This is a genomic window from Vibrio agarivorans (assembly GCF_030409635.1).
GTDB classification, from domain to species: domain Bacteria; phylum Pseudomonadota; class Gammaproteobacteria; order Enterobacterales; family Vibrionaceae; genus Vibrio; species Vibrio agarivorans.
In genome coordinates this window covers 2,667,047-2,682,626 of the sequence record NZ_JAUFQF010000004.1, presented here as the reverse complement: position 1 = coordinate 2,682,626, position 15,580 = coordinate 2,667,047, and the positions used below count along the sequence as shown (strand labels likewise).

At 44.7% G+C, this 15,580-nt stretch carries 11 protein-coding genes and 1 pseudogene; 5 read left to right on the top strand and 7 right to left on the bottom strand.

Annotated elements, in window-relative coordinates; all coding sequences use genetic code 11:
- Positions 1–59 precede the first annotated feature (59 nt).
- On the bottom strand, positions 60–1,514 hold the full coding sequence (locus QWZ05_RS20840) for a hypothetical protein (RefSeq protein ID WP_290300458.1): 1,455 nt from the start codon (positions 1,512–1,514) through the stop codon (positions 60–62).
- A 992-nt stretch (positions 1,515–2,506) separates the two neighbouring features.
- Here QWZ05_RS20840 and QWZ05_RS20835 point away from each other — a divergent pair.
- Entirely contained in the window at positions 2,507–2,749 is a 243-nt protein-coding gene (locus QWZ05_RS20835) for a hypothetical protein (protein ID WP_290300456.1), read from the top strand.
- A gap of 123 nt (positions 2,750–2,872) precedes the next feature.
- Here QWZ05_RS20835 and QWZ05_RS20830 read toward each other — a convergent pair whose 3' ends face one another.
- The 5 genes from QWZ05_RS20830 to QWZ05_RS20810 all read right to left on the bottom strand — a co-directional run bounded on the left by QWZ05_RS20830 (position 2,873) and on the right by QWZ05_RS20810 (position 7,798).
- A complete protein-coding gene (locus QWZ05_RS20830) occupies positions 2,873–4,078 on the bottom strand; it encodes a quaternary amine ABC transporter ATP-binding protein (protein WP_264875422.1) in 1,206 nt (401 codons plus the stop codon).
- Positions 4,071–4,970, bottom strand: a complete 900-nt coding sequence (locus QWZ05_RS20825; RefSeq protein WP_264875423.1) for an ABC transporter permease — start codon at positions 4,968–4,970, stop codon at positions 4,071–4,073. Before QWZ05_RS20825 ends, QWZ05_RS20830 begins: the two co-directional genes overlap by 8 nt.
- A 119-nt stretch (positions 4,971–5,089) precedes the next feature.
- The gene (locus tag QWZ05_RS20820) at positions 5,090–6,079 is read right to left on the bottom strand and encodes an ABC transporter substrate-binding protein (RefSeq protein ID WP_264875424.1); all 990 of its coding nucleotides are present in this window, start codon (positions 6,077–6,079) and stop codon (positions 5,090–5,092) included.
- 208 nt (positions 6,080–6,287) lie between these two features.
- A complete protein-coding gene (gene yqfB / locus QWZ05_RS20815; RefSeq protein ID WP_390216287.1) occupies positions 6,288–6,602 on the bottom strand; it encodes a N(4)-acetylcytidine aminohydrolase in 315 nt (104 codons plus the stop codon).
- Positions 6,602–7,798 carry a DEAD/DEAH box helicase gene (locus QWZ05_RS20810; protein WP_290300455.1) on the bottom strand — a complete coding sequence of 399 codons (1,197 nt, stop codon included), beginning with the start codon at positions 7,796–7,798 and terminating at the stop codon, positions 6,602–6,604. Before QWZ05_RS20810 ends, yqfB begins: the two co-directional genes overlap by 1 nt.
- A 212-nt stretch (positions 7,799–8,010) precedes the next feature.
- Between QWZ05_RS20810 and QWZ05_RS20805 the strand changes: the two genes are divergently transcribed.
- The 4 genes and pseudogenes from QWZ05_RS20805 to QWZ05_RS20790 all read left to right on the top strand — a co-directional run bounded on the left by QWZ05_RS20805 (position 8,011) and on the right by QWZ05_RS20790 (position 13,708).
- Positions 8,011–9,108 (top strand): YcjF family protein, encoded by a 1,098-nt coding sequence (locus QWZ05_RS20805; RefSeq protein WP_290300848.1) that lies wholly within the window; start codon positions 8,011–8,013, stop codon positions 9,106–9,108.
- Positions 9,095–10,734: pseudogene (locus QWZ05_RS20800) on the top strand (GTPase family protein). The gene QWZ05_RS20805 and the pseudogene QWZ05_RS20800 overlap by 14 nt, the downstream one beginning before the upstream one ends.
- A 147-nt stretch (positions 10,735–10,881) precedes the next feature.
- Positions 10,882–11,811 carry a TAXI family TRAP transporter solute-binding subunit gene (locus tag QWZ05_RS20795; RefSeq protein ID WP_290300454.1) on the top strand — a complete coding sequence of 310 codons (930 nt, stop codon included), beginning with the start codon at positions 10,882–10,884 and terminating at the stop codon, positions 11,809–11,811.
- Positions 11,812–11,821: 10 nt separating this feature from the next.
- Positions 11,822–13,708, top strand: coding sequence for a TRAP transporter permease (locus QWZ05_RS20790; protein WP_290300453.1), 1,887 nt, complete (start codon positions 11,822–11,824; stop codon positions 13,706–13,708).
- An 80-nt stretch (positions 13,709–13,788) separates the two neighbouring features.
- Here QWZ05_RS20790 and QWZ05_RS20785 read toward each other — a convergent pair whose 3' ends face one another.
- Positions 13,789–15,381: an ABC-F family ATPase gene (locus QWZ05_RS20785; protein WP_264875429.1), complete on the bottom strand. Its 1,593-nt coding sequence runs from the start codon at positions 15,379–15,381 to the stop codon at positions 13,789–13,791.
- Positions 15,382–15,580: the final 199 nt, after the last annotated feature.

The following is a 15,580-nucleotide window of genomic DNA, read 5'->3' as shown; positions in this document are numbered from 1 at the left end:
AAAAAGCCCCAGAAATGGGGCTTAAACTAGACTTTTACTATTAGTTAATACGTTAAGTATTACTCAGGTAGATGCTCTGGTTGAACTTCAATTGGGTGCTCTGGGCTTACACAGAAGTCAGGGTGGTCGATGTTATCTTCATCATCATGACATACTGGGTTTTGAATTTCAGGTGTTAGGTCATTATCGATAATTTCACGATTATTTGCATTTTCGAGAGCAACAATTGCATTTACATCACTTTGTGATGCGGTTGATGCAGGTTCAAAGTCGAACAAGTAACCCGCAAGCTTAGAGTGAGCGCTATCGTATTCATGGAATCGAATGTACTGGTACTCTGAGATGCTACCTAGGTTATAGAAGTTAGGGATAGTTACTGAATCAACATTTGTTGAGTAAATTGCATGTTCAACACCGTCATCCCAAAAAGTCCATACAAACTGTAGATCAGGATTGAATCCGTTGAACTCAAATGTGAAGTTCTCTGGTTGAGTTGGGTGACCAACTTTTAGGTAAGCGTCTGGATCCATTGTGGTTAAAGCTGTGTTACCACCTTCAACCACTGTACGGCTTGTGTGAGTAAAGCCTAGCCCTTTGTGCTCAGCATTTTGAGAATATGCAACAAATGACTGGCCTTCAATTGAAGGGAAGTTTGCGATATCAATAACAGCTTCAGGTTTGGCCTCTTGATAGAAGTGGTCGTAAGCTTCACCATCAATCAAGTAGTGAACGCCAACATATGACTCCCAGTTATCCACATTCACAGGAGAAGAACTGTATGCATTTAGCGCAATCACAGTGTCTAGTGGCATATCAACATCAGACTCGATGATAGATAGAATTTCGTTATTATCAGATAGCGATTTTAGTTCTTCAATAGTTACAAATTTAGCAAAGCTGAGAGTACTATCTAGATCAGTACCAGGTCCCCAGCCAGTACTACGATCTTCTTTGTTATAACTTAGCTCTAGTAGAATGCCTGGAATGTCTGAGCGTACTTCGTAAACTAAAACATCTTCAAAAAAACTATCATCGCCCGCAAATTGGATGTGTTCGTCACCCATAGCAAACACAACGCTATCTGGCTTACGAATGCGAACATAGAAAGAGTCGTTTTCGATGTCAGAGATAACACAAGAATCGCCGGCCGTAACGTAACCATCAACTTCGATAGTTGTTGGCATACGCACTAGTTCTTTTTGGTATGATACTAGTTCGTTTACTGCGCGAGTTGGAACAGCAGTAAAGTAATGACCCGCTGGAATATCGCCTAAAGTGATTGAGCCATTGTCATCAGTTACCAAAGTATCAACATGATTGCCGTTAGCATCATGTAGAAAAACATCTAGGTTAGGTATGCCGCAAGTCTTCTCACGGTTTAGACTCATACCTGACGTAGTTGTAAACGTAATCGGAGTATTAACTGATACCTCTGGCGCGTCAGAACTAGAGCTAGAATTACAACCCGCTAATAAAGCCGAGCCAACCAATGCTGTAAGCAATTTGATTTTCATTATTATTTCCCATAGTTATTGTAAATATCTGCGCGGAATTTTATATACCGAAAAAATATAAATGTAATTAATAAATTGGCACCATGAATTGAGATAAAACCATTAGTTACATCTTGAGATGGAATCGAACACAAATAACTCAACAAGTGACAATTAGATGACATTGACATGGCTTGGGCATGACATAATTGGTCATCATTTGAACTGATTGTTGGCTTTTTGAGAGATTGCTCCAAAATTATAAATGCTATCGATTGATTATCATGTTGTTGCGTTTGGTTTGGGTGAGTTGAGGTTTGAGTGAAAATGTTAATCGTAATGTTGGTTATATTTAATGTGTAATAGTTACTGTTCACGGGTTTTTAATGTGCTGCTTTGGGTGGTTTTTAATAATGTTAGTTGGGTGAATTTGAACTTGAGAAAACATTTCCAAAATTAATTTACGGAGTTTATTTTATTTATACGTCCATGGTAATTTTGTTTAAATACCCTTCAAGATAATTAAAGGTGTTCATTACCCTATTTCAGATAAATAGATCGCTAACCCAGAGAGAATGTGCTTCTGGACAATACAAACGGTAACTATATAAGCGAAAGCCCCTTTCAGTCATTCATCAGTTCAGCAGGTTAAGCTATCGGCATCGCATTGCAGGTTAGGTAAGGTTAACCGTCAATCAGACATAGATGTTGGTTAACACAAGGAAAAGAGTAAACAATAGGTGTTTTATAGAGAAAATCGGCTTAGTTGTTTATAAACACAACTTTTACAGTCTCAATCCTCATTTAGTATGACAAATAAAGCATGCTGGGTGAATATGGAAAGTATATAGAAGAGCAGTGGGGGATTTTGCGATTCTAGTCACATAGGAAGAGGTTTTTGAAACTGGCTTTCATTATTGCCTAAGTGCTCCCATCGCTGATATAGCCTTGTTATTTCTCGGCAGAAAATAGGTATTCTAACTATGAAGTCAGTTGAAGGAAGGGGATGTCCAATGATGAGTTTATTTAGATTTTATTTTTTGCGTGGTTTAGAGTCAAAGTCGCAAACCATTTCAATTTGTACTGGGCTACTGTTTGTTATGTTAACTGTCACTGTTGGCGTTACAATGGGCTACTTAAGTAATCAAAATCTAGCTGTAGCAATGGTTTGGATGCTAAGTCCAGCATTTGTCTTTAGATTGTATATGTTGATGTCACCTTACTACCGTGCTGCAGCGATGAAAACTTGGGGGTAACGTCGGTTAAATTGGATACGGTGATTTGCTCAACCATTATAATTTTATTCTTCTAAAGATTACTTAGTCCATGAAAAAGCCAAGCGTTAGCTTGGCTTTGTTGATCTTGCAATAGCCTAACGACTAACCGTTAGACTCAGCCTTAGATTTTTCAGCAAAGATATCAGCCACTTTCTCTCTTTCTAGCTCACCCTGCAGATGACCCTCTTCATCAACCACTGGCAATGAGTAGTCATTTGACATTGAATCAGTTAGCACCTCTTCGATGGCGAGATCAGGAGAGACAGTTGGAACGTCTTCATAAAGCTCAGGCTCAATGATGTCGGATATGGAATTGTCCTCTGCAGCCTCGGTTAAGCCCTCTTTCGTGATCAGGCCTTGATACTCGTTGTCGGTAACGTGATAACCGTAGTCTTGCTTTTTCATCTTCATCTGTTTGAGTGCGTCTTCAATCGTCAATGCAGTGATACGCAAAGCCGGCTTTTGCATGACGGTTTCAACGGTTAACGCACGAGCACGGTTAACGTCTTTGACAAACGCTTCGACATAATCGTCGGCTGGGTTGAGAAGAATATCGTCAGGAGTACCTTGTTGTACCAACTCACCATCTTTCAGAATCGCGATACGATCGCCTAAACGCAGTGCTTCATCAAGGTCATGGGTGATAAAGACAATCGTCTTGTGTAGCTTCTCTTGCAGTTCGATAAGCTGATCTTGCATTTCACTGCGAATCAAAGGATCAAGTGCCGAGAAAGCTTCATCCATCAACAGAATTTCAGCATTGGTGCACAGGGCTCGAGCGAGGCCGACACGCTGCTGTTGTCCTCCAGAGAGTTGAGAAGGGTATTGGTCTTCATAGCCTTTCAATCCGACCGTCTCAAGCCACTCTCTCGCATGTTGATTACGATCTTCCTTCTTCATGCCTTGAACTTCGAGCCCATAGCCTACGTTATCAAGCACTTTTCGATGAGGGAAGAGGCCAAAGCGTTGGAATACCATCGACATTTTGTGTCTGCGAAAGTCTTCAAGCTCTTTAGCGTTCATCTGCATCACATCTGAGCCTTCAACATCAATTTGCCCTTCGCTTGGGTCAATTAAGCGGTTGAAGTGTCGGATAAGGGTAGATTTACCTGAGCCAGATAAGCCCATGATGACGAAAATCTCACCTTTGTGGATCTCGAGATTGATGTCTTTCAAGCCAACAGTATGACCAGTTTGAGCCAATACATCGTCTTTACTTAGACCTTGCTTTACTAAAGGCAGAACAGACGCAGGCTTTGGACCAAACACCTTATATAGGCCAGAGATTTTAATGAGTGGCTTAGTCATGTTTGTGATCCCCTAAGTGCTCTTGCGTGCGTTTGGCATAGGCTTGTGATGCTCGGTCAATCAAGATTGCCATCGCAACAATCGCGAAACCGTTGAGTAGCCCTAGTGTGAAGTATTGGTTAGTGATTGACTTCAGAACGGGTTGCCCTAAACCTTTTACGCCGATCATCGAGGCAATGACCACCATAGACAGTGCCATCATAATGGTTTGGTTGATACCCGCCATGATGGTTGGCATCGCAAGGGGAAGTTGAACGCCCATCAAACGCTGACGCTTACTCGCACCGAAGGCTGTAGCGGCTTCCATCACCTCTTTATCAACTAAACGAATACCGAGGTTGGTCAAACGAATGACAGGAGGGATAGCGTAGATTACCACTGCAATCAGTCCTGGGACTTTACCGATACCAAGTAGCATAACCACAGGGATCAAATAGACGAAAGCAGGCATGGTTTGCATAATATCAAGCAGGGGGGTGACAAAGGCCTGAACTCGATTGGAGCGCGCCATCGCGATGCCGATAGGGATACCTAGCACGATGGCGAGAAGTGTACACACGGTAATAATACTCAAGGTACGCATGGTGTCTTCCCACATACCAAAGTAACCAATCAACAAGAGTGAAATAACACAGGCTACCGCCAATTTTACCGAGCGACTCGCGACGTAAACCAATCCGGTACAGACTATGAGTACTAGCCACCATGGGGTGCTGAGGAGAAGCTTTTCAAACCAGATTAGGAAGGAGAGGAGGGGGTCGAATATCGATTCAATCAAGTCACCGTATTCGCGAGAAAAATCTTTATATGCACCATCGAGTGTTTTTCTAATGGTGCGCATAGTTGACCGTTCCATCTCTGGAAAACTCGTCAACCAACTACTGTCAGCCATTGTTCTATCCTTAAACAACGTTATTCAACTCAAAACCTTATGAGTTGTTGTAACAACTACTGTAACAAATTTACAACGCCCAAGTACAGTTAATCACCGTACTTGGGCGTGAGGGGTAATTAAAGCTGTGCGGAGATTTTCTTCGCCACGTCTTCTGAAACCCAAGTTTTCCAAATCTCAGGGTGAGACTCTAGGAAGTGGAACATTGCGTCTTCGGCATCTGCTTGCTCGTCTTCCATCCACGCTAATAATGCGTTCATATCCGCATTTTTGAAGCCTCGTTTACTCAGGTAATCCATCACATCTGGATTAGACTTGGAGAATTCAGATGCAACGACGGTACTGACTGGTGACTTAGGATACATAGTGACTTTAGGGTTGCTACAGTCAACTTGCGTCGTGCAAGACAAGAACTCTTCTTCATCTACACCACTACCAAAGTCGACTTTAACCATATCGTACTTACCGAGTATGGCCGTTGGCGCCCAGTAATAGCCCGCCCAACCTTCACCGCGCTCGTAAGCCTTAGCAATAGAGCCGGAAAGACCTGCACCAGAGCCTGGATCGATCAGCTCGAAGCCTGCTTTATCCATTTCCAATGCGTCAAATAGATTCGATACCGAAATCTGGCAACCCCAACCCGCAGGACAGCCATACAGGCCACCGACATCTGGATTTTCTGGGTGTTTGAATAGCTCTGGGTGTTTCTTAAGCCCTTCAGCCGTTGCTAATTCTGGATACTTTTCGACGAGGTATGCAGGCACCCAGAAGCCTTCTTCGCCCCCTTCAACAAGGGATTCACCTGCGCGAGTTAGGCGTCCTTCAGCGATACCTTGCTCCAACGCCTCTTTCACAGAGTTCGTCCAAAGCTCTGGAGCAATGTCTGGCTGGCCTTTCTCGATCATTGAGGTGGCGGTTGGCATGGTGTCACCGGGTACAAGTTCGGCGTCACATCCATAACCGTGTTCAAGAATAAAGCGGTCTACGTTAGCGATGAGGCTAGCCGAGTTCCAGTTCATATCGGCAATACTGACCTCGCCACAATCTTGTGCGTAAGCTTGCGCACTTAATGTGGTTGCCACGGCTAAAGCCGCCAATTTCCATTTCATAATTTGTCCTTAAATATCAATGAAGTCATGTTAAGGTTAATGAATGTATTGTGTAAAAACAAGTCATTGGAAATTAACGCAAATGTTAATAAGTGGGTTTTGCAGGCGCTACATGTGTGTAAGGTTATGAAATGATTAAGGTATTTTAGGAGAGTGATACGGGACTAAATAGTGGGCTTTATTTCAAGCCCACAGTAGAAATAAGTGCTTAGACGAGTTTAAAGGTGATCATAAATAGTTTGTCGATGTTAGGATAAATATCACGAATCAACGTTTTTAATTCCGCTAGAGGAATATGCTCTTGCTCTGCGTGAAATTCACCAATGTCATCGAAATGAAGTGGTTCAACGGCTTCTATTTTGATTTTGCCTACATACGCCTTTGATTTTAACGTGTAGACATCAACCACCGTGCCCGGAACATAGTGAGACTCTGCTTCATCACGAATCGTGATGGTTTTTTTACCTTCAGTGATCAGTGGCGTCAGGAACTCAAAAAAGGTGATTTCGGTTGGTGCGTCCATCAGTCTTCCTTGTTCACTCGTTTGTGTTTAGGCACATAGTTAAGAATTGAGATAGGTACAGGTTTGCGCGGTTCAAAACCTTCCACTTCGCGACGTTCAATCAAGTGACCCAAGCGGCTCTCAATCATACACAAATTCTTGAAATTATCTTTTGATACAAATGAGATCGCTTCACCTTGCGCATCTGCACGACCGGTACGACCAATGCGGTGGACATATTCGTCGGCAGGGAAAGGCAGGTCGTAGTTAATTACTCGGCTCAAACCTTCGATATCAATACCACGTGCACCAACGCCCGTTGCAATCATATATTTGATTTTACCCGCTTTAAAATCCGCAAGTAGTTGAGAACGCACCGCTTGGCTGCGACCACTGTGGAAAGCTTCTGCAACAATACCTCGCTTCTCTAATTGCGAAGCAAGTTTAGCGGCCCCGTGCTTGGTCTCGATAAAGATCAATGCTTGGTCCCAATCGTTTTCATTGATGAGGTGGCTTAAAAGGGAAGATTTTTTATCTTTGTCGACGGTGATCAGCCATTGTTCGATGTTTTTCTTCGAGGCCGCGTTTGCAGCGATAGAGATTTCGTATGGATCATGTACTGCGGTTTTCGCGAGATCACGTACTTTGTTTGACAGCGTAGCGGAAAAGAGCAAGTTCTGAATATCGACAGGTAAACGGTCAAGGATCTTGTTGATGTCGTCGATAAAGCCCATATCCAACATACGGTCTGCTTCATCAAGTACAAGAATTTCTACTTCTTCGAAATAAACCGCGCGCTTGCCATACATATCGAGCAGGCGGCCTGGTGTCGCGACGAGAATATCCACACCTTCGATAAGAGCTTGTTTTTGCGCCTGTTCGTCAACGCCGCCATACATTGCAAGAGAAGTTAGGTCTAGATGTTGAGCATAGTCTCTGACTTTTGATTCAACCTGAATGGCGAGTTCACGAGTCGGTGCAAGGATCAGCGCGCGAATACGTTTCTTTTTCTGGGTTTGTGTATCTTTAAGCTTTTCCAAAATAGGCAAAACAAAGCTCGCGGTTTTACCAGTACCCGTTTGCGCTGCAGCGATGAGGTCTTCACCCTCTAAAATGACGGGAATCGCTTTATTTTGAATGACGGTTGGTTTTGTATAACCAAGTTCATTGATAGCGTCAGTAATCGGTTGGCTAAGGCCTAGTTTGGAGAAGGACATGCTTTTTCTCTTGATACAAATAGAACGGGGAGCACCCCAAAGATGGGGTAGAGTTTAGCATGTTCAAGGTGACATGGAGAATCAAATAGATAAGAAAACAAGCCATACACTCTTATGGTGGCGATAGCGGGTTAATTTGGTCATACTGACAGGATAACTCTATGCACAGTAAGGCATAGAGTACCCCATATAGAGCTTATAGAACGAATATGATGTTGGATAAAATTAAAGCGTTTATCAACCCTGCCGAAAATCCTGACTTAACTCGGGCGCATGAATACCAACGCCAGCATTTGCCGACGCTGTGGTTGTTAGGTAAAACGGGCGCAGGGAAGTCCTCGTTAGTACAAGCTGTAACGGGCGAAAGTGAAGCGCAAATTGGTAATGGCTTTGAGCCTTGCACCATGAACTCCGCATCATATGACTACCCTTCAGAACAGCCGATAATCCGATTTCTTGATTCAAGAGGCTTAGGAGAGGCGGGCTATGACCCCAATGATGACTTGGAATTTTTGTCAGAAACGAGCCACGCACTTGTGGTTGTGATGAAACTTGGGGAAGTCGAGCAAAGCGCTGTGCTTGAGGCCTTAAAGCTGGTCAGAAAGCAGAAAAAAATACAGCATATGTTATTGGTTCATACGGCTGTGTTGGAGTATGCGCCAACCGAGCGCCAGCGCTTGGTCACTCATCAGATAGAACAGGTGACAAAATGTTGGGGTAAAGGTTTGAATCATGTTGAGGTGGATTTTTGCACACAAGATGATGAAATATACAATGAAGCTTTGTTGTTTGATGCACTCTCTGCTCTCTTGCCCGTGGTGAGCTTGATGGTGGACAAAGGTGAGCACAGCGATCTAGAAGAGCAGAATTTTGCGCGTTTAGAGAAAGAGGTGTTGTGGTTTAGCGGCAGTGCAGCGGCATCTGACCTCATCCCAGCTGTGGGTCTTGTGTCAGTGCCAGCCATTCAAGGAAAGATGCTACATAGCCTAGCAAATCAATATGGTGTTGAATGGAATAAACGCGCGTTTGGTGAGCTAGCAGGGGCGTTAGGAAGCAGTGTCGCGATTCAGTATTCGGTCAAGCTCGCATCACGGCAAATTGTGAAATTGATTCCGGGGTATGGGCAAACGGTTGGAGCCATTACCGCAGCAGCGATGAGCTTTGGCACAACGTATGGCCTTGGCAGAGCGGCTTGTTACTATTTTTACAGCAAAAGTAAAGGCGAAGATGTATCGCCAGATAAGATGCAAGCCATCTATCGAGAAGCACTGAAAAAAGGGAAAGCAGTGTCCGGTTATGAAAAAGATTAAGCACTTGTTTGTACTGCTCTCACACTTGTCGGGTGGCCGCTGGGGGATAGCCGTGGTATCCGCCGTATTGCCCATTCTTATCATGGCGTTGTTTGGTGTAGGGTTGGCATTTCAGTATGGTTATTTGCTGCCGTTATCGCTCACTGTCGCGATGGCGACACTCTTGGTTTCATTGCCTTTATACTGGGTGCATCGCAGTGACACGCAGTCGGCAGCGCGAGAGCCTGAGATTTCACCGCAAGAAGGTGATGATCAGCAGCAGAATGTGCTCAAGCAGGGCTTAGTTAAAGCTTCTGATGATTGGTCTGAGTCTGAAGTGAAAATTTGGCAGCGCAGTCGCGCTTATGCACACAGCTTACTCGAACAGAACGAAGAGTGGGGCAACCTTGATAGCGCTGGGTTAAGTGTGCTTGAGTTCGTTGCGGTGGAGTACGGAAAAAAAGCGTTAGATTTTTCAGTACCTGAAGGGTTAAAACTATTCGAAGAAGTGAGTCGACGCTACCGAGCGCTGCTGGATGACTATGGCTTTGCGGTTGATGCTGTGAAGGTTTCCCATATTAAATCAGGCTACGATCTCTATGACCGCTATGGTGATGTTGGCAAGCACGTATTTAAAGCGGCGATTTGGCTCAATCACGCTAAAAACCTATACATCAATCCGGCGAAAGCCATATCCGATATTGGTACGCAGCAATTCAGCGCCAATATGACCCGAGGAATGGTGGATGACCTGCAACGTGCCGCCAAACAGGCCTTGCTTGATGAAGTCGCGTTTGTCGCCATAGAACTTTATAGCGGTCGATTTAGCTTTGAACAAAGTGATGTGACGCCGTCACAAGCTTCAGTCTTAGACCAAAAGCGCGAAGCGATAGTGCTTGAGCCGATTCGTATTGTATTAGTAGGGCAGACGGGAGCGGGTAAATCTTCGATTGTGAACCTGCTCAAAAGGAATTTGTCGCTGAGGTTGACGTGCTGCCTTCGACCGACAATACAACGACTTACAGCGCAATGGTTGGTGACCAACCGGTCGTTGTTGTTGATTTACAAGGACTTGATGGCACTCAAGAGACCAGTCAAATAGCGTTGAAAGAGATGGCGGAAGCAGATGTGGTGTTGTGGGTATTAAAAGCCCCTCAATCAGCCCGATCTCTGGATGCTGATCTGATGCAGCAGTTTGATGATTTCTATACTGACAAGCAGCATATTTCAAGAAAGCGTCCAGTGATACTCGGTGTATTAAATCAAGTTGATAAGCTTCAACCTGCCGCGCAGTGGTCGCTACCGATGGATTTAAGTCATCCAAGCAGTGAAAAAGAACACACCATCATCAAGGCAATCGAGTATAACCAACAGCTGTTGGGTTTTTACCAAATATTGCCGCTCTCGATTGACCCAAACAAAGCACATTTTGGCGTGCAAGCCCTACAAGAGTGGCTTGTTGAAGGAATTGCTGATGCGTTCAATGTGCAGCGTAATAGACAGCGTATGGAAGCAGCAAAGCGAGGACAAGGGTTGAAGAAACAGTGGAGCAGACTGGCGAAAACCAGTAAAAAAGTCACGCCAACTCTTGCCAAAGCAGCTGTGCCTAAAGCTTTGGAGAGTTTGACCAAAAAGTGGCGCAAGTAACAGAATCAACGTGATGTAACCACTGAGATGTGACTGCAAGTCTCTTTCGACTAAAGTCTAATGCCGAGAGTGGTTTAGAGTGACTACGCTAACTGTGTTTATTGTTAACAATGTTTGTTCGCTAACAACATCACAAGGCGTAATATAATGAAAAAACTATCAAAAGGACTTGTTGCCGCGCTAATTGCAGGTGCGGTTTCCTTCTCGGCTTTCGCAGAAAACTACACCATTGGGACTGGTAGCCAAAGTGGTACTTACTATCCGCTAGGGGGGACACTCGCTAAAATTTGGGGTGAAACACTGCCTGATTTTAATATGCGAGCAGAGGTGACAGCTGGCTCGGTTGAAAACAGCATCAAGGTAGCCACAAACAAACAGTTGGCGGGTATCGCTATGGGGAGCGTGGTGCTTAAAGCCTACAACGGTCAAGAACCATTCCCTGCAAAAATGAACGTTGCTGTCGTATCTGCACTTTACCCTAATGTCGTCCACTTTATGGTTCCGGCTAACTCTGACATTCAATCAATTAAAGATCTCAAAGGTAAACGCGTTTCATTGGGCGCGCCGGGTTCGGGCACAAGAACCAGTGCAATTGGAATTTTAAGTGCGCTAGGTATTGAAGAGAGTGAGTTGAAAGCGCAAAGCCTCAACTATACTGCGACGACTTCAGCGCTTGCTAACGGTCAGATAGATGCGGGTGTGATTGTGGGTAGTTTAGGCGTTGGTGCGGTGACAGAACTCGCACTGACACGAGAGATCCGAGTGCTGTCATTCACAGAAGATGAGTTGGCAAAAATCAGTGAAGCCATGCCTTCATTTCAACCTTTAGAAGTTCCTGCTGAGGCGTATCGAAAAGTGCCAGCATTCAATACACCAGCAGTTTGGAATGTTCTGGTTGTAAATAAGGATGCAGATACAGACTTGGTATATTCAATGACCAAATCTATGTTTGAGAGCATCGACCAAGTTCGCCAAAGCATCAAAGTCACCAGTTATACCACGCTAGAAAATATGGAAAAACTGGCGGGTGTTCCACTTCATCCCGGTGCACAAAAATATCTAGATGAAATGAAGTAGAGGTAGGTCAATGCCAGAGTCTAAGTCGTCTTTTCTGGTTGATGTCCCACTAAAAATAGCCGCGCTTGCGGCTATTGCTTTGTCTGTATTTCAAATATGGCAAGGGATCACTGCCGAAATCTCCGCTCCTGTTTTTCGCCCAATTCACCTGACTTGGGTGATTGTTTTAGTGTTTTTGACCCATCCGTTATTTGCTCATCACGAGAAAAGTCTAGGCTTTAAGCTGGGCAGGATACTTGATAGTCTTTTTTCCGTTGCGATTATTTGGTCTGCTTGGCGCATTGCCCAGTTTGATTATGATGACATCATGTTCCTTATAGAAGGTGTCAACGATGTCGATAAACTTGCAGGTTGTATCACTATCGTATTACTCCTCGAAGCAACACGAAGAACCGTTGGAATGGTGATGGTAGCCATCGCACTGCTCTTTTTGGCCTATGCGATGTTTGGCAACTATTTGCCTGCTCAAATCGCAAGTAATGGTTTTCCGCTTGAGGATATTATTCGATTCCATATTTTCTCAACGAATGGTGTTTACGGAGCACCACTTGCGATAGCCGCTGGCGTTGTGTTCATCTTTGTCTTGTTTGGTGCATTCTTACAGGTGACGGGAGCGGGTAACTTCTTTATCGATGCGGCGTTTGCGATTGCAGGAAAATATCGCGGGGGGCCTGCGAAAGCCAGTGTTATCTCTTCTGCTGCCCTTGGGTCGATTTCAGGTTCAGCCATCGCCAATACGGTCACTACCGGGTCACTGACCATCCCAATGATGAAAAAGCTTGGCTATAAGCCAGAGCAAGCGGCAGGTATCGAAGCCGCAGCTTCAACTGGTGGGCAGATTATGCCACCGGTGATGGGCGCTGGTGCATTTGTTATGGCGCAGTTTACCGGGATTCCCTACAGCGAAATTTTGATCGTATCGATCATGCCCGCCATATTGTATTTTGCTTGTACGTTGCTCTATGTGCATATCATGGCGTGCAAGTTGGGTCTCAAGGGGATGGACAGCTACGAGAAACTTATGGTGGTGATGGAGCGTGGGTGGCATTTCCTTGTGCCGTTGGTGTTGATTACCGCTCTGCTTATGATGAGTTATTCGCCTGTCTTGGTGGGGATAGCAGGTTGCGCTGCGATTCTCATTGCCTCAATGTTACGTAAGCATAGCCGCATAACATTTGGGTTGTTCTTTGAAGGAATGAAGCAGGGCGCGATTCTCGCATTGCCAATTTCAGTGGCTTGTGCAACTGCCGGAATTGTGGTCGGTGTAGTAGGGCAAACGGGGATTGGGTTGCAGTTTACCCAGTTTCTTATTGCGTTGTCGGGTGGTTATCTTTTTAGTGCGCTGGCATTGATTGCACTCGCAGCGGTTATTTTGGGTATGGGCTTACCAGTAACAGCAGCCTATATTGTCTTATCTATCATGGCCGTACCAACCTTACTGGATTTTGGTGTTAGCTTACTAGCGGCGCATATGATTGTATTTTGGTTGTCGCAGACTTCAAATGTCACTCCTCCGATTGCCCTTGCGGCTTTCGCTGGGGCAGGTATCGCGAAATCCTCTCCGATGAGGTCTGCTGTTCAAGCGTTCAAACTGGCGCAAGGTTTCTTCTTGATTCCGATGATGATGGCATTTTCAGGTTTGATCTGGGTAGATGGTGAAGCCGGAAGTTTTGTGATTGCTACACTGAGCACTATCGCTTTAATTATTGCGTTTGCTGGCAGTATTGAGGGTTATATGTTCGGAAAACTATCACTGTTAGAGCGTATCTTGTGGCTAGCGACTGCGGTGATCATGGTGTTTGGTTCAGCGATCGTAGAGATTGTTGGTATGGCGGTATTAGCAGGGTTAGTTGTATGGAATATGAAAAAATCGCAACCCCCTGTTGTGGCTACATGACGATTTTTCACCTGGGATAAAACGCAAAAAGGAAGCGACTTTCGATCGCTTCCTTTTTTAATGGATTGGCAGTTGCTGGATTAGCCGTCAATACCTTTTGACTTTAGGAACTCAGCATAAGTGCCACGGAAGTCGTTAATCTTACCGTCTTTGATCTCTAGGATACGAGTTGCTAGAGAGTCTACGAATACACGGTCGTGCGATACGAAGAATAGAGTGCCTTTGTACTCTTCAAGTGCATTATTTAATGACTCGATCGATTCCATATCCATGTGGTTAGTTGGTTCGTCCATTAGCAGCATGTTTGGTTTGTGCATCATGATCTTACCAAGCAGCATACGACCTTGCTCACCACCCGAAAGAACTTTTACTGACTTCTTGATGTCGTCTTGACCAAACAGCATGCGACCTAGGAAGCTACGAATTACTTGTTCGTCGTCACCAGGTTGACGCCATTGACCCATCCAGTCCATTAGGTTCATGTCTTCTGCGAAGTCATGTGCATGGTCTTGTGCGTAGTAACCAATGTTTGAGTTCTCAGACCATTTATATTCGCCAGTGCGAGGCTCAAGAGCACCTGAGATTGTGTTCAATAGTGTAGTTTTACCCACACCATTTTCACCGATGATAGCAACACGTTCACCCACTTCAAAAATCGCGTTAAAGTCTGTGAATAGGTCATCTTCAAAACCTTGTGATAGGTTTTCAACGATTAGTGCGTTACGGAACAGCTCTTTCTCTTGGTCAAAACGGATGAATGGGTTTTGACGGCTTGAAGGTTTGACTTCTTCAAGCTGAATTTTGTCGATTTGCTTAGCACGAGATGTTGCTTGCTTCGCTTTCGATGCGTTTGCAGAGAAACGTGCAACGAAGGTGTTTAGCTCAGCAATTTGCGCTTTCTTCTTAGCGTTGTCAGCTAGCAGGCGCTCACGAGCTTGGTTCGCTGCTACCATGTACTCATCGTAGTTACCTGGGAATAGGCGAAGTTCACCGTAATCCAAGTCAGCCATGTGTGTACACACTGAGTTTAGGAAGTGACGGTCGTGCGAGATGATGATCATCGTACAGTTACGTTGGTTTAGCGTCTCTTCTAGCCAACGAATCGTGTCCATATCCAAGTTGTTGGTTGGTTCGTCAAGTAGCATGATGTGCGGGTCAGCGAACAGAACCTGCGCCAAAAGCACACGAAGTTTCCAACCTGGAGCCACTTCACTCATTAGGCCAAAGTGCAGGTCTTCTGAGATACCTACAGCAAGAAGAAGCTCACCAGCTTTTGCTTCTGCCATGTAGCCATCCATTTCAGCGAACTGAACTTCAAGATCAGCCACCTTCATGCCATCTTCTTCGCTCATTTCTGCAAGCGAGTAGATACGGTCGCGCTCTTGCTTAACAGCCCAAAGCTCTTTGTGACCCATGATAACCGTGTCGATTACCGTGAATTCTTCATAAGCGAATTGATCCTGATTTAGTTTAGCAACACGCTCGTTCGGGTCGTAGCTTACGTTACCGCCTGTTGGCTCTAGCTCACCAGAAAGGATCTTCATAAATGTAGATTTACCACATCCGTTTGCGCCGATCAGACCGTAGCGATTGCCTTCGCCAAACTTAACAGAGATGTTTTCGAAGAGTGGCTTAGCGCCAAATTGCTGCGTGATATTCGCGGTAGAAATCAAAATCGATACCTTTTCTAGTGAGAAATTGAGGAAACCGCGTCACGGTACTGACTCAGAGAGATAAGTTCAAGTGGTTTTGTGATCTTTATCTACTTTACATGGCCAAGGTGACAATCAGATACAATTTGGATTGATAAAGTAAGAATAGTTTGAATTACACGACATTTCAGAGAGTTAGTTAAAGTCTGTCGGGAATTCT

Excerpts from the sequence above, each read along its gene's own strand:
- QWZ05_RS20840 (WP_290300458.1), bottom strand. The coding sequence starts at position 1,514 with ATGAAAATCAAATTGCTTACAGCATTGGTTGGCTCGGCTTTATTAGCG.
- QWZ05_RS20835 (WP_290300456.1), top strand. The coding sequence starts at position 2,507 with ATGATGAGTTTATTTAGATTTTATTTTTTGCGTGGTTTAGAGTCAAAG.
- QWZ05_RS20830 (WP_264875422.1), bottom strand. The coding sequence starts at position 4,078 with ATGACTAAGCCACTCATTAAAATCTCTGGCCTATATAAGGTGTTTGGT.
- QWZ05_RS20825 (WP_264875423.1), bottom strand. The coding sequence starts at position 4,970 with ATGGCTGACAGTAGTTGGTTGACGAGTTTTCCAGAGATGGAACGGTCA.
- QWZ05_RS20820 (WP_264875424.1), bottom strand. The coding sequence starts at position 6,079 with ATGAAATGGAAATTGGCGGCTTTAGCCGTGGCAACCACATTAAGTGCG.
- yqfB (WP_390216287.1), bottom strand. The coding sequence starts at position 6,602 with ATGGACGCACCAACCGAAATCACCTTTTTTGAGTTCCTGACGCCACTG.
- QWZ05_RS20810 (WP_290300455.1), bottom strand. The coding sequence starts at position 7,798 with ATGTCCTTCTCCAAACTAGGCCTTAGCCAACCGATTACTGACGCTATC.
- QWZ05_RS20805 (WP_290300848.1), top strand. The coding sequence starts at position 8,011 with ATGTTGGATAAAATTAAAGCGTTTATCAACCCTGCCGAAAATCCTGAC.
- QWZ05_RS20795 (WP_290300454.1), top strand. The coding sequence starts at position 10,882 with ATGAAAAAACTATCAAAAGGACTTGTTGCCGCGCTAATTGCAGGTGCG.
- QWZ05_RS20790 (WP_290300453.1), top strand. The coding sequence starts at position 11,822 with ATGCCAGAGTCTAAGTCGTCTTTTCTGGTTGATGTCCCACTAAAAATA.